Origin of the sequence: Polaromonas sp. (assembly GCF_035638815.1) — a bacterium.
In the GTDB taxonomy this organism is placed as follows: Bacteria; Pseudomonadota; Gammaproteobacteria; order Burkholderiales; family Burkholderiaceae_C; genus Polaromonas.
Map to the genome: position 1 here is coordinate 1 of NZ_DASQZG010000012.1, position 18,893 is coordinate 18,893.

The following is an 18,893-nucleotide window of genomic DNA, read 5'->3' on the forward strand; positions in this document are numbered from 1 at the left end:
CAGCTAAAGGGCTCCGCCGCGTTCCTCATCCGGCCAAAGAGGAAGAATCTACTATCTGTAAAGGTGCAGAGAAATCGCTGTGGCCTGTTGACAGAGAGAAGCCATATCAACGTTTGACATAAGAGGCTTGACCCGGCTTGCCGGGTCGCGTCCTCTCGATGGAGGGGTGAGACATCTGGAGCAGAGGGACCGCCTTCTACCGGCCGCACGCAATGCGGAATCTATGCGGCTGCCTGAATTCCCGTAGCTTGTGACCAAACTACTTGCCATGAACCAGCGCGTTTTTCGTAGAGATCGGTATGCCAGTACTCAGCGCGCGAAATGTGATGTGGCCCGAAGGTGACTTCCATGCTCGACTGGTACCGAATTACGGCGGTGTTTTCATACAGGCGCACCTCGATTTGTTTGGGATCCCATGCGTTATAGATAAGACCACCAGTGGCGATTGCGCCGAGGTATTGTTCTTTCGAGAAGAGCATGCCAACAGGCGTGACGAGTTGAAAATCGGCTGCGTGAAGAGGTCGTGCCACTTCAATGTTTCGCTCCACCAAGGCTGAAAGTCTGGTTCTCTCTATCGAACGAACGGCATCGGACTCGTCGTCGTGAAGTGTGTCGTGCTTCTTAAAGTATTCGGACATAGGTTTATTGGTGATGGAGATGTTTAACGTAATGTAGACGGCAAAACCAGGTCGATACACCCGACGCTTGTAGATACATCTTTTTTGGAAAGACGGTGCAACCCGCTTGCATGCAGGGCTTGCGGTCGATACACCGCTCGAACAAGCAGGTCTCAATTTCCCATGAACCGTGTACGCCTCCACTGCAGTCCGCTCCCTTGCTTGATCAGGTGCGTGAGCAGGTCCGGCGCATGCACTATAGCTTCAGGACGGAAAAGGGTCTACCTGAAACGACTGCCTTTGCAAATACATACGCTACAGGCGCATGTGACCGAGGGGATATTGAAGCATCAAATCAGCATCTTGCCCAGATGGCACGGGTGCAAACAGCTATTAATTGCTAGCGTTTTCCACTCTGAGACCACCCCGATGGGAACAAGACGCACGCCCGGATTCGTGTCCAATACCGGAATGAAGTCCCCCATCTCCCCCGCCATCCTTGAAGTGAAAAGCCTGAACTTTGGCTACCCTGGACACGCGCTGTTTTCGCAGTGGTCGGCTTCGTTGCCGCCCGGCGTGTCGCTGGTGCTGGGCGGGGACGGACGCGGCAAAACAACGCTGCTGCGCCTGCTCGCCGGGGAACTGGTGGCCAGTGCCGGTGAGCTCGTGATCAACGGACTCAGCTTGACGACGCACGCCAAAGAGTATCGGCAGCGGGTCTTCTGGATTGAACCGCGCACCCTTGCATTCGATCAAATGACACCTGCAGTATTTTTCGATTTGCGGCGCGGCGCTTATGCCGGGTTTGACGATCGCACGCTGTCCCGTTACGTCGATGGCCTGGCGCTGGGGCCCGATCTGGACAAACAGCTTTTTATGCTCTCCACCGGCTCCAGGCGCAAGGTATGGCTGGCGGCCGCGTTTGCCTCGGGTGCGGCGCTCACGCTGCTCGACATGCCCTTTGCCGCATTGGACAGGGCGTCGATTGTGTGCGTGTTGTCGATGTTGAATGAGGTCGCCGCCCACCCTGAGCGCACGTTTGTGGTGGCTGACTACACGGCGCCGGTTGGTGTGCTGCTGGCAGCAACCATTGACCTGGGCGGCTGACCAAGCTTTTGTATCCGGGCATCCTTGCTCCCAAACCCCTTTGCGGGAGCATCAGTGGCTCGCCAGATAGCCCATCTGTTGCCGCACAAAACCGTCAAAGGCCGTCATCAAGACTTGAAATTTCTCTGCATTGCCCTCGATCTGTATCAGTGCTGCACAAGTGGCCTCCAGCGTGGACAGCTGGTCAGGCTGGTGGGTTTGGCGGATGCGATAGCGCGACACTGGCAGCCCCTGAAGTGACAGGCGGGGTAACTGCTGCAACGCCGGGTTGAGATGCAGCATCTTGCGGCTCTTGCGCCAGGTGCCGTCAAGCACCACCAGGCGCAGGCATGCTGCATCACGCAAAGCGTCGGGCGGCAAGGCAGGCGGAGCGGCAATACCCAACGCCCGGTCTTGCGGCATGTCGGGATACAACAAAAGGGTATGACGCGACTCGGACGCGCACAGAACCGCCGCGTCGAAGACCTCACCCGTCAGCAGACGACTGTGCGGCAGGCAAAGGTGCAGCAGGCGCGCCGTGCCCTTGGGGTTGTTGACTTCCAGCGGGTGCTGAAGGATCAGCACCTCCACCTGATGAGCCACCGGGGTGACCCATGTGCAGATGCAGGCGTTTTGCGGGCGCTGGCAGCCTGCACATTGCTGGCGGCGCCCGCCCGCAGCCTGAACCGGATGATGTTGCCGGGCGGTCATCGGGTCATCGTCTGCTATCACTTTAATAGCTGACGTCGCCCGTGGAATATGGGCAATCGGCACGAAATGCCTGCAACCGTCGGTTCAATCCGCCGGGGTGTCACCAGGCTTCTTGTCAGCCGCGTAGGCCTCGCGCAGGTTAACGGGCTTGGCTGATTTTTTGCGCAGGCGCAGATTGAGCATTTCCACCGCAATGGAAAATGCCATCGCAAAGTAGACATAGCCTTTGGGGACATGGTGGTCAAAGCCTTCGGCAATCAGCACCACACCCACCACCACCAGGAAGGACAGGGCCAGCATTTTCACGGTGGGGTGGTCAGACACAAACCGACCGATGGCGCTGGCAAACAGCATCATCAACCCAACCGACGCAATGACCGCCGCCACCATGACGGTCAGGCTGTCAACCATGCCGACAGCGGTGATGATCGAGTCCAGCGAAAACACCATGTCCACCACCATGATCTGCAGTATCACCGCACCAAAAGTCGCCTTGACTGCGGCGGAGCTGTGGCCCTCCTCCCCCTCAAGCGACTGGTGAATCTCCCCGGTGCTTTTCCAGATCAGGAACAGGCCGCCGCCGATCAAAATCAGGTCGCGGCCTGAAATTTCCTGTCCAAGAACGGTAAAGAGCGGCGCCACAAGGCCGATGATCCAGGACAGCACCAGCAGCAAGCCGATACGCATGAACATGGCCATAAAGAGACCGATGCGCCGGGCCAGTTCGCGTTGCTCCTTTGGGAGCTTGTCCACCAGGATAGAGATGAAAACAATGTTGTCTATGCCCAGCACCAGCTCCAGCGCAGTGAGTGTGCCGAAGGCAATCCAGGCTTGAGGGTCGGTTAGCAATTCCATCATGGCACTATCTCTTTCATCATATTGATGCGCCACCAAAGAAGGGGTGGCAACCACATGACTTTAAACCAGTGAGCCGAGGGTTTGGCTTGGACAGTCTGCGGGCAAGCACATCGCTGCGGCATCAGCTTCCGAGAAACTCTCCGACTGGCTTCAAATCATCCACCCGGTCACAGATGGCTTTGACCATCATGAGGATGGGAATCCCCAGCAACAGGCCCCACACGCCCCACAACCAACCCCACGCCAATAGCCCCACAAACACCGCCACCGGACTCATGCGGCTGGTACGGCTGGTTAGCCATGGCGTTAAAAGGTTACCGACGACGGTGTGGATGACGAGTGACGCGCCTCCTACGGCCATCGCCATGTTGAGCGAGCCAAATTGCAAAAACGCCACCAGTGCGGTCGCCCCCGCGGTCACCAGCGCCCCGACATAAGGGATGAGATTCAGGATGGCGGCAGCAATGCCCCAGACCGCCGCGTTGTTCATGCCCATGGCTGCAAGTGCGATCCAGGTCAGCACCCCCACCAACAAACTGAGCAACACCTGAACCTGAAGATAGCGCTGGATCTGCTCGGCAATTTCATGGAGCGCCTGCAAAGTGATTTTTTTGCTGCCGAGGCTGGGGCCCGCCAGCTTGAGCAATTTGCGCCGGAAGGTGTCGCCTGACAGCATCAAAAAATACGTCAGAAAAATCACCACCGTCGTTTGACCAATCACCGTGATCAAACCGAGCGTTCCCGTCCACAGGTAGTCGGCCACATTAAAGCGCGACTGCTCCACCACAACACGCATTGCTCCCCTGGGGGTGCTTGACTTGGCAGCGCTTTCCTGCGCGGCCTGCTCAATCTGGGTGGCCGCCTTTTGCACGGTCTCCAGTGTGGAGTCTTCATTGTTTGTCCGGTTTTTCATGGACTGCCTGAACTTCTGCGCCGCGGTCGGTAAAGACTCGATCAGTTGCGTTGCCTGGTCCTTGAGCGAATAGGCGGTTAAACCGATGGTGCCGAGAATGGCAATCAACAGGACGGCGGCGCTCAGCCAGCGCGGCACGCGTTTGTGCTCCAGCCAGTTGACAACAGGCGATAACGCATAGCTGGCAAGCACACTGAACATGACAGGTATGAACACTGCCTTCGCCCAGTGCAGGACAAAAAGACTCGCCAAAGCCGCCAGCACCACCAGCGACACGCTGCGAATGTCTACCGGCATATGCAGGAGCACCCTTTGAGCTTCCAGCGAAAGGAGTGTGGGCTCGGTGGTCGGTGTGTCTGCGGGAGGCGCGTCTGCGGCAGGTATGTCGGTCATCGTTTTTCCTTGGTTACCCTGTGTGCGCAAGGCACCAATAGTGTCGGCTTCATCCGCATCAAATTTAATCCGGGCAAGCCTTCAAGCGCTGTAGGACGCCTCCGCTGGAATCGGGCCACGCGCCCCGGCTTTACCCTGAGAGCCTGGCAGCGCCTGAACGGCTTGCACATCAGGCGACAAGCGCCTCCCGCACCGCGCTGAGCTGGCGGCGTGACACGGCCACCAGTTCGTCCACGCCCTGCAGGCGCAGCGCCCAGCCTTCGCCCTCTTCAGGGTCAAAATGCTTCTCCAGCGCCCGCATCACGCGCCGAGCCACCAGCGCGTTGCGGTGCACACGCATGAACTGCGCGGCGTAACGCTCTTCCAGCTCATTGAGACTGCCATCAAAAATGTAGCTCTTGCCCGCCGTACGGACGGTGATGTATTTGAGTTCTGCCTTGAGGTACAGCACTTCGGTCAGCGGCACGCGTTCGGTTCGCCCGCGATCCTGAATGATCAGGTGTTCATCAGCCGTATCCGACGGCGGGGCCTTGGTTGCCTGCAGCAGACGCTCCACCTTTTGCAGTGCCTGCTGCAGCCGCTCAAGCCGGACTGGCTTGGTCAGATAGTCCACCGCTTCAAGCTCAAAGGCTTGCACCGCATGCTCTGAATGCGCCGTGACAAACACCACCGCTGGCGGATTTGGCAGCTGGGCAATGGTTTGCGCCAGCGTGATGCCGTCAGCGCCCGGCATATGGATGTCCAGCAGCACCAGGTCCACACTGTCCCGCTGGAGCGCAGCCACTGCCTGCACAGCATGCGCGGCTTCAGCGGTCACTACGGCGGTTGGGTCCTTGCAGTCGCCCAGCAAGGTGCGCAAGCGCGATCGTGCCAGCGCCTCGTCGTCCACAATCAGCGCGCGCAGCGGGGCCGTCACAGCGGAAGCTCCAGCCGGACCTGAAACATCCCGTCGTTGACCGTTGTGGTGAAGCGGGCCTGTACGTCGTGGAGCAGGGCCAGGCGCTCGCGCACATTGGCCAGCGCCAGTCCATGCCCACGCTCGCCTGCGCCCGCGGGCGTTGAGTTGGTCACCTTGAGTACCACCATGCTGCCCCGGCGAACGCTTGATATCTTGATCTGGGCGCCCTGGGCGCTGGGTTCCACCCCATGGCGCACCGCGTTCTCCACCAGAGGTTGCAGCAGCAGGGGCGGCAGCTTGGCTCTGTCGGCCTCAGGGTCCAGACTCCACTGCACCTGCAAACGCTCCCCAAAACGAATTTGCTCGATGGCGAGGTAGCGCTGGGCCAGCGCAATCTCTTCGCCCAGCGTGACCGATTCGCCCTGATCAACCAGTGCATGTCGAAACAGCTCGCTAAGGTCTTCCAGCACGGCCTCTGCCTTGGCTGGCTCTGCCCGCACCAGGGCGATGGCACTGTTAAGGGTGTTGAACAGAAAATGGGGCCGGATGCGTGACTGCAGCTCGGCCAGCCGGGCGGCTGTGGCGGCCGGCGTACGCGCCTTGGTACGCCAGACCAACCCGGCAACCAGAACCGATGACAGCAGCGCCCCCGTGGCCGCACTGGCCCACCACGGTGCCGGGTTGATCAAGCCAACCAGCATGAGCAGACCACAGCCGGCCACGCCGGCCAGAGCTCCCAGGCCGATGCCAGCCGCCCACTGATGCGCCGGCTCCAGTTTTGCCAAATGGTCTTTGAGCACACAGGCAGCGATCAGCCAGGCCAGCGTCGCTGGCAAGACGCCACCGGTCAGCAGGGAAAATCGCAGCAGCCAGTCGACAGAGGAACCCGGCCCAAACATGGCCCCCACGCCCACTGCCGCCTCTACAAACAACACCGCACGCAGCACCACGCCGACATTGCAGGCATCGAAAATATGCGCGCTTTCGGGCGCGCGCACCAAGCCGTCATCCGGCTGGCTGAAAGCACCCAGCACGGTGGACTCGTCGAAGGCAATGATGTCGGGCTTAAGGCTCATGGGAGATGATTTGCTGTCGATTCCTGCCGAATGCGCTGTGGCGTGGGCCGGCGGCCAAGGTCCTGCAAATGTAGCGGCTCGCCACCCAGATAAAATCCGGTTCAGTAGTATTGCACCCAAGGCAGCCTGAAAACCTGCGCCAAAACCCGTACTTTCGGCAAAATGGCGCCCCTGACGGGCCCCTGAAGTTGCACCAGCCGCCGACAGACCGCACCCCATAGAAAGCCCGAAGTGAGCCAACTCGACACGAAGTCCCAAGCCTGGTCTGCCCTGTTCTCAGAACCCATGAGCGACCTGGTCAAGCGCTACACCGCCAGCGTGTTTTTTGACAAGCGGCTGTGGCAGGCGGACATCTCCGGTTCGCTGGCCCATGCGGAGATGCTGGCTGCGCAAAAAATCCTGAGTGCCGCCGACCATGCAGCCATCCAGAAGGGCCTGGGCCAGATCAGCAAAGACATTGAATCAGGCACCTTTGAGTGGAAGCTTGATCTGGAAGACGTTCACCTGAACATCGAAGCGCGCCTGACCCAACTGGTGGGCGATGCAGGCAAACGCCTGCACACCGGCCGCTCGCGCAACGACCAGGTGGCTACCGACGTGCGTCTTTGGTTGCGCGGTGAAATCGATCTGATCAGCGCCCTGCTCACCGATTTGCAAAAGGCCCTGGTGGACATCGCCGAGAAAAATGTAGAGGTCATCCTGCCGGGCTTTACGCATCTGCAGGTGGCCCAACCGGTGAGCTTTGGCCATCACATGCTGGCCTATGTCGAGATGTTTGCACGCGACGCGGAGCGCTTGCACGACGTGCGCAAAAGGGTTAACCGCCTGCCGCTGGGCGCAGCCGCCTTGGCGGGCACCAGCTACCCGCTGGACCGTGAGCGCGTCGCAAAAACCTTGGGCATGGTTGACGAGCAAGGCCAGCCCCAGGTTTGCCAAAACAGCCTGGACGCCGTCAGCGACCGCGACTTTGCAATTGAATTCACGGCCGCCGCCTCAATAGCCATGATCCACATCAGCCGGCTTAGCGAAGAGCTGGTGTTGTGGATGAGCCAGAGCTTTGGCTTTATCGACATTGCCGACCGCTTTTGCACCGGCTCGTCCATCATGCCCCAGAAGAAAAACCCCGACGTGCCCGAACTGGCGCGCGGCAAAACCGGCCGCGTGGTCGGCCACCTGATGGGCCTGATCACGCTGATGAAAGGCCAACCGCTGGCCTACAACAAAGACAACCAGGAAGACAAAGAGCCGCTGTTTGACACCGTGGATACGCTCAAAGACACGCTGCGCATTTTTGCCGAGATGGTGGGCGGCATCACCGTCAAACCCGAAGCCATGGAAAAAGCGGCGCTCAAGGGCTACGCCACGGCGACTGACCTGGCTGACTACATGGTCAAAAAAGGCCTGCCTTTCCGCGATGCGCATGAGGCGGTGGCCCATGCGGTCAAAGCCGCCATCTCACACGCGGTCGACTTGTCTGAACTGCCGCTCTCGGTGCTTCAAGAGTTCAACCCGAAAATTGAAAAGGATGTGTACGACGTGCTGAGCCTGCGCGGCTCGCTGAACGCCCGCAACACCCTGGGCGGCACGGCGCCGGCGCAGGTGAAGGCGCAAATCGCACGGCACCGGGCTCGGTTGCCGCAGGGCTGATACAGACCCTAGCCCGTAGCACTGCTGCGACGGCGCAACTAAAAGGCGGGTGTGACCCGCTTTTTTTGCGCCTTTTTTCCGTGTCAACGCGCTATTTTGTTACATGCAAATCAGCTACGCTTGACCCCCTAACGAGGAGGACCCGTGGCTTCAAGCACTATAAAAACCGCCGCAGCGCTGATGGCAGCCGCTGCTTTGTACCTGCATGCCGACGCGCACGCCCTGCAGATCACCAGCCTCTCGCCCCAAGGGGAAATCGCCCGGGTGCGGCAAGTCGTTGCCAAGTTTGACGAAAGTGCGGTTAATTTTGGTGACCCGAAGGCGCCCGCGCCACTCACGCTCAGCTGCAGTGACGCGCAAGCCACAGGTGGCACCGGGCGCTGGCTGAACGACCGGCAGTGGGTGTTTGATTTTGACAACGACCTGCCCCCAGGTGTGAGCTGCACGCTCAATGTTGCGCCCACGTTTCAGTCACCCAAGAGCCTGCCCATCACAGGCAAGCAGTCGTACAAATTCAACACCGGCGGGCCCTTTATCCAAAATCTTCGTCCCGGAACCTCCCAGCGCATTGATGAAGAGCAATATTTCGTCATGCAGCTTAATGGCCCTGCCACCCTGCCCAGCGTGCAGGAAAACGTCTGGTGTTCTGTCGACGGGCTGGGGGAGCGGGTACCGGTCAAGTTGATTGAGGGCAAGGATCGGGACGGGTTGCTCAAGTCCCTGGGCCTGGACAAGAGCGCCGCTGCGGACCCTTTGCGTTTTGTCACGCTGGCCTGCAACCGGCGGCTGACGCCCGCCAGCAAAATGCAGCTGGTGTACGGCAAGGGCGTTGCCACGCCCAGCGGCATCGCCAACACGGTGGAGAGGCGCTACAACTTTCAGGTGCGCGAGCCGTTTGCTGCCAGCTTTACCTGCGAGCGGGAAAACGCGCAGTCAGCCTGCCTGCCGATCAGCCCCATGAGCCTGAACTTCAACGCGCCAGTGCCGCGCAAGCTGGCCGAGGCGATTCGCCTGAAGTCGGGCAAAGACACGCTCAAGCCCGTTTTCGACGCTGACAGCGGCGACGGTGACAACGTGGTCAACAGCATCAGCTTCAAACCGCCGTTTGACGAACAGACCCCGTTTACGCTGGAGTTGCCCAGGGATTTCAAGGACGCCTCTGGCCGCACGCTGCGCAACGCCGATAACTTTCCGTTAAAAGTTGCGACGGGCGCGCGGCCCCCGCTTGCCAAATTTGCCGCCGCGCCTTTTGGCATCGTTGAGCGTTTTGCCGAACCACTGGCCAAACCGGGCGACCCGGCGCTGCTACCCGTGACTCTGCGCAACGTGGAAGCCGCACTGCAGGTCAAGTGCCTCGCCCCCGGTAAGGTGAGCGACCTGCAACCTAAAAATGACGCTGACATCATTGCCTGGTTTCGCAAGGTAGAGCACTACAACAGTTTCCAGGTGGACCGTGCCCAGGCCGCAAGGGAGTCCAAAGTCGCACTGCCCAAAGCGGTTGACCCACAGGACAAGGAGTATGTGCAGTCGCGCATGGTTTCATTGCTGAACGGTCAACCCGGCGTCAAAACGCTGGACTTGCCCAAACCGGTTAACGACGATCCTCGACCGTTCGAGGTTGTCGGCATTCCGCTCTCACCGGGTTTCCACGTTGTTGAAATCGCCTCGCAAAAGCTTGGCACGTCGTTGCTCGATGAGCGCCACGGCAAAAACCGCACCATGTATGTACGCACCTCGGCGCTGGTGACCAACCTGGGCGTGCATTTCAAGCTGGGCCGCGAAAACGCGCTGGCCTGGGTGACCACGCTGGACAAGGGCGCACCGGTGCCCGGTGCCGCCGTGCGTGTGTCGGACTGCCGGGGCACAGAGTTGGCCAAGGGCGTGACCGATGCGCAAGGTATTGCCCGTTTCACCGGCCTGTCGTCAGAGCCGCTGCGCTGCAGTGATGGCGATTACGGCGGCAACGCTTATTTTGTGAGTGCGCGAGCCACGGCCAATGGCATTGAAGATCTGGCGTTTACCTGGAGCAACTGGCAAAAAGGCATAGAGCCCTGGCGCTTCAATGTGCCGACCAGCCAAGAACCGCAGCCCGATGCGCGTGCGCACACCATTCTGGACCGCACCCTGCTGCGCGCCGGCGAAACGGTGTCCATGAAGCACATCCTTCGCACGGAGACCAGCCAGGGCTTTGGCTTGTCGCAGGAGCCCCCTGCCACGCTGGTACTCACCCACGTAGGTAGCGGCCAGCAATACACGCAACCCATTGTCTGGCGCAAGACAGCCACCGGCGGCCAAAGCGCTGAAAACTCTTTTTCGATTCCACCCGCGGCCAAGCTGGGCATCTACGAGGTCCAGCTCAAGGGCCGGGACGAGGGGCGCAGCCGCAGCTTTAACAGCGGGCAGTTCCGTGTGGAAGAGTTCCGCTTGCCAGTGCTCGAGGGGCGCATCAGTCCCGTCGATAAAAAGCCGCTGGTCAATGTGAAGGAAGTGCCCACCGACGTGCAAATCAATTACGTGGCGGGCGGCGGTGCGGTGAACCTGCCGGTGCGCGTGTCGGCGCTGGTACGTGGCAAGTATCTGGCTTACAGCGACTTTGAAGAATTCAACTTCTCCCCGCCGCGCGTGCGCAAGGGTGACAGCACAGGTGGCGAAGAAGAAGCCGCGGCGACGCAAGACCAGCGTGTGATTGCCGACAAATTGCCCCTGACCCTGGACCGCAATGGCGGCGGCAAAGTCACCATCGCCGACGTGCCTACGGCCAAGCAACCCAAAGAGCTGCTGCTTGAAGCCACCTACGCCGACCCGAACGGTGAGGTGCAAACCATACGCAGTGTCTCCACCCTCTGGCCCGCCGCTGTGGTGGCGGGCATCAAGACCGAGGGCTGGGTATCGAGCAGTCAGAAGATCAAGTTTCAGGCGCTGGCATTGGGCCTGGACGGCAAACCTGCCGCTGGCGCAGCGCTGGACGTGAAAGCCGTGGCGCGCATTGTGACCACCAGCCGCAAACGCATGGTGGGCGGCTTTTACACCTACGACAACAAGACCGACATCAAAGACCTCGGCAGTGTCTGCAGCGGCAAAAGCGATTCACGCGGATTGTTGCTGTGCGAAGCCAAACTGGGCGAGCCCGGCGAGGTGGAGCTGATCGTCACGGCGAAAGACAGTGAGGGTCGCAGCATTCAGGCTGCGAGCTCGGTCTATGTCACCAAGCAGGGGGAGCTCTGGTTTGGTGGCGAGAACCATGACCGCATGGACGTGCTGCCTGAAAAGAAGAGCTACCAGCCTGGCGAGATCGCCAAATTCCAGGTGCGTATGCCTTTCCGTTTTGCAACCGCGCTGGTAGCAATTGAACGCGAGGGCATAGTGCAAACCCAGGTGGTGCAGCTCAATGGGCAGGACCCGACGATTCAGCTTGAGGTCAAGGAAGGCTGGGGGCCCAATGTGTACGTGAGCGTGCTGGCCCTGCGTGGCCGCCTGCGCGAGGTGCCGTGGTACAGCTTTTTTACCTGGGGCTACAAAGCGCCGCGCGAATGGTGGAGCTCCTTCTGGTACGAGGGGCGTGAGTATGAAGCGCCCACCGCACTGGTCGATTTGAGCAAGCCCGCCTTCCGGCTCGGCCTTGCCGAAATACGTGTGGGCACCAAAGCGCACCAGCTTGATGTGACGGTCAAGGCCGACAAAGAAAGTTACCCGGTGCGCGGCCAGGCCAAAGTCACCATCACTGCCAAGCTGCCCAACGGGCAGCCAGCGGCCAATGCAGAAGTGGCGCTGGCAGCTGTGGACCAGGCACTGCTGGAGCTGATGCCCAACGATTCATGGGGTTTGCTGGAGGCCATGCTGCAGCGCAGGGCTTGGGGCGTGGAAACCTCAACCGCGCAAATGGAAATCATTGGGCGCAGACACTACGGGCGCAAGGCCGTGCCAGCCGGTGGCGGCGGCGGACGCAGCAACACACGTGAGCTGCTGGAAACCCTGCTGCTGTGGAACCCCAGGGTGCAACTGGACGCCCAGGGACAGGCCGTGGTGACGGTGCCGCTGAATGACGCATTGACCACCTTCAAGATTGTTGCGGTCGCTGACGCATCTACCGGCCTCTTCGGTACCGGGCAGACTTCTATCCGCGCCACGCAGGACCTGCAAATCATCAGTGGCCTGCCGCCATTGGTGCGTGAGGACGACGAGTATCGCGCGCAACTGACATTGCGCAACACCACCAAGGCGGCAATGAAAGTCGAGGTCAGTCCCCGCGCGACGCTGCTCGACCTCAAACCGCAGACGGTGGACATTCCCGCCGGTGAAGCGCGTGAGGTGGCGTGGATGGTCACCGCACCGGCGCAGCTGGCGCTGACGCGTGCCGAAGCAATTTTGTGGGAGATCGAAGCGAAAGACACGGTCAGCGGTGCACGCGACGGTCTGAAAGCACGCCAGCGCATCGTTCCGGCGGTGCCGTTGACGGTGCAGCAAGCCACGCTGGTGCAGGTGGATGGTGCTTTCTCACTCGACGTCAATCCGCCGGCGGACGCCCTGCCCGGCCGCGGTGGTTTGAAAATGTCGCTGCAGCCCAAACTGGCAGAAGGCATGGATGGCGTGCGCGACTGGTTTGCGCGTTACCCCTTCATTTGCCTGGAACAAAAAACCAGCAAATCCGTGGGCCTGCGCGATGGCAAGCTGTGGCAAACCGTGCTGGCCCAATTGCCCAGCTACCTGGACAGCGACGGCCTGGCCAATTACTTCCCGCCGCGTGACGGTGAAGCTGCCCGTGGTAGTGACGCACTCACCGCTTACCTGTTGGCTGCCACACACGAGGCCGCAAGTATCAACCCGGCGTTTGCCCTCCCCGACGAAGCACGCGCGCCCATGGAGCGTGGCCTGATCGCTTTTGTTGAAGGACGTATTCAGCGTGAGTTCTGGAGCCCGCGCAAAGATCTGGACGTGCGCAAACTCGCGGCAATCGAAGCACTGTCGCGTTACGGCAAGGCGCAGGGCCGCATGCTGGGCAGCATCACGATTGCGCCTAACCAGTGGCCGACGCACGCCGTGATCGACTGGCTCAATATTCTGAAACGTGTGGCCGACGTGCCGCAGCGTGAGCAGCGCATGGCCGAAGCCAACCAGGTCCTGCGATCGCGTCTTTCCTTTCAGGGCACCAAACTGATCTTCAGCACCGAAAAAGACGACTACTGGTGGTGGCTGATGACCAACGGCGACGTCAACACCGCACGCCTGATGCTGGCGGTAATGGACGACCCGGCCTGGAAAGACGACATGGGCCGGCTGGCCAATGGCTTTATTGCACGCCAGCAAAAAGGCGCCTGGCACACCACCACGGCCAACCTGTGGGGCGGCTTGGCATTGGACAAGTTCTCGGCAAAATTTGAAGCCACTCCAGTGGCGGGCGTGACCAAAGCCACGCTGGCCGCTGCGGCCTCCAGCGCAGCCAATGTGGACTGGGCCAGGGTTGACCGCGTCAAGACCACCGACGCAGCTGGCGCGCCCAACCAGACCACCTTCTTCGGCGCGCCCGCTTCACCGGGCAACCTGCGCAACAACAGCATGTTCTTGCCCTGGGGCACGGCGCCCAAGGACACGCTGACCGTAACTCACCAAGGGCCTGGCAAGCCCTGGCTGACGCTGCAATCCATCGCGGCTGTCCAGTTGAAAGCACCCTTCAACGCTGGCTACCAGATCAAGAAGACCATCACGCCCGTGGAGCAAGCCGTCAAAGGCATCTACACGCGTGGCGACGTGGTGCGTATCACGCTCGAAGTCAATGCCAGCGCCGACATGACCTGGGTCGTGATCAGCGACCCGATACCGGGCGGCGCAACCATTCTGGGTGGCGGCCTGGGCCGCGACTCTGAAATCGCCACCAGCGGCGAAAAGAAGACTGGCGCAGGCTGGCCCGCGTTTGAAGAGCGCAGCTTCGAAGCCTTCCGCAGTTATTACGAATACATGCCCAAGGGCGTGGTGAAGATGGAATACACCGTGCGCCTGAACAATGTTGGCGACTTTGCGCTTCCACCTAGCCGGGTGGAGGCGATGTATGCGCCGGAAATGTTTGGGGAGATACCGAATGCACGGGTGAAGGTGGAGGCTGTGAAGTGACCCCGCGCTAACTCTTTAACTTATTGATTTATATATATGTTCAATGTAATATTCCATTCTAACTATTTACATTGAACACCCGTGCCTGATTTTCTCGAACTCAGCGAAAACCAGTCGCGTCAATATATTGACGCGCAGGCGCTGATGCGGGCACAAACCGAGGCTCTGGAAGATGCGGCGCAAGTGCGCGGCTCCATGATCTGGCGCGAGTTGCGTGGCGTGCGTTACCTGATACGGACCAGCGCGGCCAGCGCGCAAAAAACAATTGGCCGTGACAGTGCGGAGACGCAGGCCATCTATGCCCGATTCATCGAGCGCAAGGAAGCCGCCGCGGCGCGGGTCAAATCACTGGGCGCGCGGCTGGAAGAGCAACGCAAACTCAACCGGCTTTATGGCGTGGGCCGCGCACCCAATGTCATCGTGAAAGTTCTGGAAGCCCTGCAAAAAGCCGGTATAGCCGCCCAGTTTTTAACCGTCGGCACCAACGCCATGTATGCCTACGAAAGCGCTTGCGGCTTGCGTGTGGGCACTGAGGCCATGGCCACGCGCGATTTGGATCTGCTGTTTGATACCCGACAGCGCACAGCCTTTGTCAGCACGCTGCGCCGCCTGGACAGCTCCCTGCTCGCGGTACTGCGCAAAGCCGACCCCAGCTTTCGGGTGTTGCGCAACCAACTGCAGACCGCAGTGAATGACGATGGCTACGAGATCGACATCATTCGTCGCACCGCCAAAGACGGAGGCCCCCACCCGCTGCGCATAAGCGCAAGCGAAGACGACCTGTGGGCGGTGCAGGTCAACTCCGGCGAAAACATGGTGGCGGGGCTCAAGTTCCGGCAACTGGTGGTGGCAGCGTCGGGCCAGATGGCCTATATGCAAACACTGCATCCGCTGGATTTCATCCGTATTAAAACCGTGCTGGCGACAGACCCGCAGCGCGACCCCTTGAAGCGTCCGAAGGACAAGCTGCAGGCTGAGATCACCGAGGCGCTGTGGGACGGCTATCTGCAGCACAGGGACGGCGACTGACATGGGTTTACGCACGACCATCAGATCCTCGTCAATTGCTCTGCTTTTGATAGCTGCTTGCGCCCGTCCTGCTTGGGCAATTGCCACATTTGATGAAGTAAAGCGCGAGTTCCGCCCCTCTGACACGCTAATCCTGGACCGCAACGGCGAGGTCATCCAGCGCCTGCGGACCGACAACACCGTGCGGCGCGGCCAGTGGGTGGCGTTGCCGGATGTCTCACCGGCGCTGCGCACGGCGCTGGTGCTGAGTGAAGACAAACGCTTTTATGAACACAGCGGTGTGGACTGGCGCGCCGTGTCCAGCGCGGCCTGGGGCAATCTGTGGAACACCAAAACGCGCGGCGCCTCGACCCTGAGCATGCAACTGGCCGGATTACTTGACGACGACTGGCGCGCGGCAGCAGGCGGGCGCAGCGTCACGCAGAAGATAGGTCAAACGGTGGCGGCGCAATTGATGGAGCGGAGCTGGCGCAAGGACCAGATCCTGGAGGCTTATCTCAACCTGGTTTCCTTTCGCGGCGAGATGGTGGGAATTGATGCGCTGAGTCGAACGCTGTTCGGCAAGGCGGCGCATGGGCTGGATGAACGCGAGGCGGCGATTGCAGCCGCGCTGGTACGCGCGCCCAACGCCAAGGCCGCGCAGGTTGCGCAGCGGGCTTGCGGAGTTTTAAAAACCATGCAGGCACCAGCCAAGGTGGATTGCGAGGGACTGGACATGTTTGCGACCGCGGCGTTGCAGCGCCGGTCTTTTGAGGCCAACGGGGGTGTGGCGCCGCATCTGGCGCGGCGGCTGCTCGCCATGACCGTTCGCCCTGAGCCCGTCGAAGGGTCTCCCGCACCCAAGGCTTCGACCCTTCGTCAAGCTCAGGACAGGTCAAGCTCAGCACAAACGGTAGTTTCAACTGTTCGCGCGCCCCTGCAGCGCTTTGCCGTGCAGACCCTCACCCAACACCTGCGCGAGTTGCGCGGCCGCCATGTGGAAGACGGCGCCATTGCGGTGCTGGACAACGCCACCGGCGAAGTACTGGCGTGGGTAGGTTCTTCGGGCGTGCTGAGCGGCGCGGCTGATGTCGATGGCGTGATGGCACTGCGCCAACCCGGCTCCACACTCAAACCTTTTTTGTACGCACAGGCGATTGCCGAGCGGCGCATCACGGCGGCATCACTTCTCGATGACTCGTCCTCTCAAATTCAAACAGCGGGCGGGCTCTACATTCCGCAAAACTACGACCGGCAATTCAAGGGCCTGGTGTCCACACGTACCGCCCTGGGCGCGTCGCTCAACGTGCCGGCAGTGCGCACGTTGGTCATGGTCTCGCCCGACGCCTTTCACAAGCAACTTCAGGCGGTGGGCCTGCCCTTGCGGGAAACCGGCGACTATTACGGCTACAGCATGGCGCTGGGCAGCAGCGAGGTGTCGCTGCTTTCTCTCACCAACGCTTACCGGACCCTTGCCAACGGTGGCCGCTTCAGCACCTGGGCAGTGGCCGCAAATCCCAAACCGGTTTTCAAGCAAGCCATCGATAGTCGCGCAGCCTTCATCGCGACCGACATCCTGTCTGACCCACTGGCCCGCGCGCGCACCTTTGGCACCGACAGCGTGCTGGCCACCCGTTTCTGGACGGCTGTAAAAACCGGCACCAGCAAGGACATGCGCGACAACTGGGCCGTAGGTTATTCACAGCGTTACACCGTGGGCGTGTGGGTTGGCAATGCCAGCGGTGCGCCCATGTGGGATGTCAGCGGCACCAGCGGCGCGGCGCCAGTCTGGGCGGCGCTGATGAACCATCTGCACAAAATCGAACCAAGCCACGCGCCCTTGCCGCCACCAGGCGTTGTGCAAGTCCGGACAAGTTTTGGCACACAAGCCGGCCAACAACTGGAAGCGCCGCGCAGCGAGTGGTTCCTCAAAGGCACAGAGCAGAGCCTGGTTGCTATGAATTCAGGAGCTGGTAGCGCCCGTCCTGAAAGGGCAGAAGGCCAAAAAGGCTTGAAAGATGCCCCAACAGGGACCGCAGGACGCATCACCGCACCCGCCAATGGCACCATCCTGGCCCTGGACCCGGACATTCCCCCTAACCGGCAGCGCCTGAGCTTTAGCGCAGAGGGGCGCAACCTGCGCTGGCAAATGGACGGCAAAGTGTTTGCACGCGGTGCGCAGGCGCAGTGGTTACCCTGGCCAGGCCGCCACACGGTGCAACTGATTGGAGACAAGGCCGAAGTGCTGGACGAAATCCGCATCGAGGTGCGCGGCGCTGGTGTGAAAAAAGTAGCGCAGCAAGGCGGCACCCGCCCCGCTTCAAAATAATTTCAGCCCGCCCAGTGCGGAATTCACACCGCACATCGGGGTCCCCGCTACCATGCTCTTCATAGCAAGAACCATCAGGAGACCCCATGCCCGTCATCACCAACATTGAAGATCTGCGTGTGCTCGCGGAAAAACGCGTGCCGCGCATGTTTTACGACTACGCCGATTCGGGCTCGTGGACAGAAAGCACCTACCGCGCCAACTCGGACGATTTTCAGAAAATCAAGTTGCGTCAGCGAGTGGCCGTGAACATGGAAAACCGCAGCACCGCAACGCAAATGGTCGGCATGAACGTCAAGATGCCGGTGGCCATTGCACCGGTCGGGCTGACCGGCATGCAACACGCTGACGGCGAAATCAAAGCCGCCAAGGCCGCTGAAAAGTTTGGCATCCCCTTCATCCTCTCCACCATGAGCATCTGCTCTATTGAAGATGTCGCCGCCCACACACAAGCGCCCTTCTGGTTTCAGTTGTACATGATGCGTGACCGGGACGCGATGGCCGCCATGATTGAGCGAGCCCGCAAGGCAGGCTGCAATGCGCTGGTGCTCACATTGGACCTGCAGGTCATTGGCCAGCGGCACAAGGACCTGAAAAACGGCTTGACCGCCCCGCCCCGGCCGACCGTGGCCAACATCATCAACCTGATGACCAAACCACGCTGGTGTCTGGGCATGGCGGGCACGCGTCGCCATACCTTTCGCAACCTGGTCGGACATGTCAAAGGGGTGAGTGACATGCGCTCCCTGGCGGCATGGACCAACGAACAGTTTGATCCGCGCCTGTCATGGGCCGACGTGGCCTGGGTCAAGGAGCGCTGGGGCGGCAAGCTCATTCTCAAGGGCATTCAGGATGTTGAGGATGCGAAGCTGGCCGTGCAGAGCGGTGCTGATGCGATCGTCGTCAGCAACCACGGCGGGCGTCAGCTCGATGGCGCGCAGTCCAGCATCGAAGCGCTGCCAGGCATCGTGGCTGCCGTGGGCTCTGACATTGAAGTCTGGATGGACGGCGGTATACGCTCCGGCCAGGATGTGCTCAAGGCCTGGGCCCTGGGTGCACGCGGAACACTGATAGGCCGGGCCATGGTGTACGGCCTGGGTGCCATGGGCGAAGCCGGCGTTACCAAGGCGCTGGAGATCATCCACAAGGAGCTGGACATCACCATGGCCTTTTGCGGCCATACCGACATCAAGACGGTGGATAAAACCATCCTGCTGCCGGGAACCTTCCCCACCTGAAACATCAGCTTTCC

At 60.7% G+C, this 18,893-nt stretch carries 12 protein-coding genes; 6 read left to right on the top strand and 6 right to left on the bottom strand.

Going from position 1 to position 18,893, the window contains the following annotated elements; genetic code table 11:
* Positions 1-221: 221 nt before the first annotated feature.
* Positions 222-638, bottom strand: a complete 417-nt coding sequence (locus VE934_RS06940; RefSeq protein WP_324885725.1) for a nuclear transport factor 2 family protein — start codon at positions 636-638, stop codon at positions 222-224.
* A gap of 408 nt (positions 639-1,046) precedes the next feature.
* Between VE934_RS06940 and VE934_RS06945 the strand changes: the two genes are divergently transcribed.
* Complete coding sequence (locus VE934_RS06945; protein ID WP_324885727.1) at positions 1,047-1,724, top strand: ABC transporter ATP-binding protein; 678 nt, start codon at positions 1,047-1,049, stop codon at positions 1,722-1,724.
* A 51-nt stretch (positions 1,725-1,775) separates the two neighbouring features.
* Here the strand turns inward: VE934_RS06945 and VE934_RS06950 are convergent, their stop codons facing one another.
* From VE934_RS06950 to VE934_RS06970, 5 genes are all read right to left on the bottom strand, one after another.
* On the bottom strand, positions 1,776-2,414 hold the full coding sequence (locus tag VE934_RS06950; RefSeq protein ID WP_324885729.1) for a tRNA-uridine aminocarboxypropyltransferase: 639 nt from the start codon (positions 2,412-2,414) through the stop codon (positions 1,776-1,778).
* An 84-nt stretch (positions 2,415-2,498) separates the two neighbouring features.
* Entirely contained in the window at positions 2,499-3,272 is a 774-nt protein-coding gene (locus VE934_RS06955) for a TerC family protein (RefSeq protein ID WP_324885731.1), read from the bottom strand.
* A gap of 121 nt (positions 3,273-3,393) precedes the next feature.
* Positions 3,394-4,578, bottom strand: a complete 1,185-nt coding sequence (locus tag VE934_RS06960; protein ID WP_324885733.1) for an AI-2E family transporter — start codon at positions 4,576-4,578, stop codon at positions 3,394-3,396.
* Positions 4,579-4,747: 169 nt separating this feature from the next.
* A complete protein-coding gene (locus VE934_RS06965; protein WP_324885735.1) occupies positions 4,748-5,494 on the bottom strand; it encodes a LytTR family DNA-binding domain-containing protein in 747 nt (248 codons plus the stop codon).
* Positions 5,491-6,552, bottom strand: coding sequence for a sensor histidine kinase (locus VE934_RS06970; RefSeq protein WP_324885737.1), 1,062 nt, complete (start codon positions 6,550-6,552; stop codon positions 5,491-5,493). Before VE934_RS06970 ends, VE934_RS06965 begins: the two co-directional genes overlap by 4 nt.
* Positions 6,553-6,783: 231 nt before the next feature.
* Here VE934_RS06970 and argH point away from each other — a divergent pair, with 231 nt between their 5' ends.
* The 5 genes from argH to VE934_RS06995 all read left to right on the top strand — a co-directional run bounded on the left by argH (position 6,784) and on the right by VE934_RS06995 (position 18,879).
* Positions 6,784-8,199, top strand: coding sequence for an argininosuccinate lyase (gene argH / locus VE934_RS06975; protein WP_324885739.1), 1,416 nt, complete (start codon positions 6,784-6,786; stop codon positions 8,197-8,199).
* Between the two features lie 180 nt (positions 8,200-8,379).
* Complete coding sequence (locus VE934_RS06980) at positions 8,380-14,304, top strand: alpha-2-macroglobulin family protein (protein WP_324886210.1); 5,925 nt, start codon at positions 8,380-8,382, stop codon at positions 14,302-14,304.
* Positions 14,305-14,385: 81 nt separating this feature from the next.
* Positions 14,386-15,333, top strand: coding sequence for a GSU2403 family nucleotidyltransferase fold protein (locus tag VE934_RS06985; RefSeq protein ID WP_324885741.1), 948 nt, complete (start codon positions 14,386-14,388; stop codon positions 15,331-15,333).
* A 1-nt stretch (position 15,334) separates the two neighbouring features.
* A complete protein-coding gene (pbpC, locus tag VE934_RS06990; RefSeq protein WP_324885743.1) occupies positions 15,335-17,641 on the top strand; it encodes a penicillin-binding protein 1C in 2,307 nt (768 codons plus the stop codon).
* A gap of 86 nt (positions 17,642-17,727) precedes the next feature.
* On the top strand, positions 17,728-18,879 hold the full coding sequence (locus tag VE934_RS06995) for an alpha-hydroxy acid oxidase (RefSeq protein ID WP_324885745.1): 1,152 nt from the start codon (positions 17,728-17,730) through the stop codon (positions 18,877-18,879).
* The last annotated feature ends 14 nt before the right edge of the window (positions 18,880-18,893 follow it).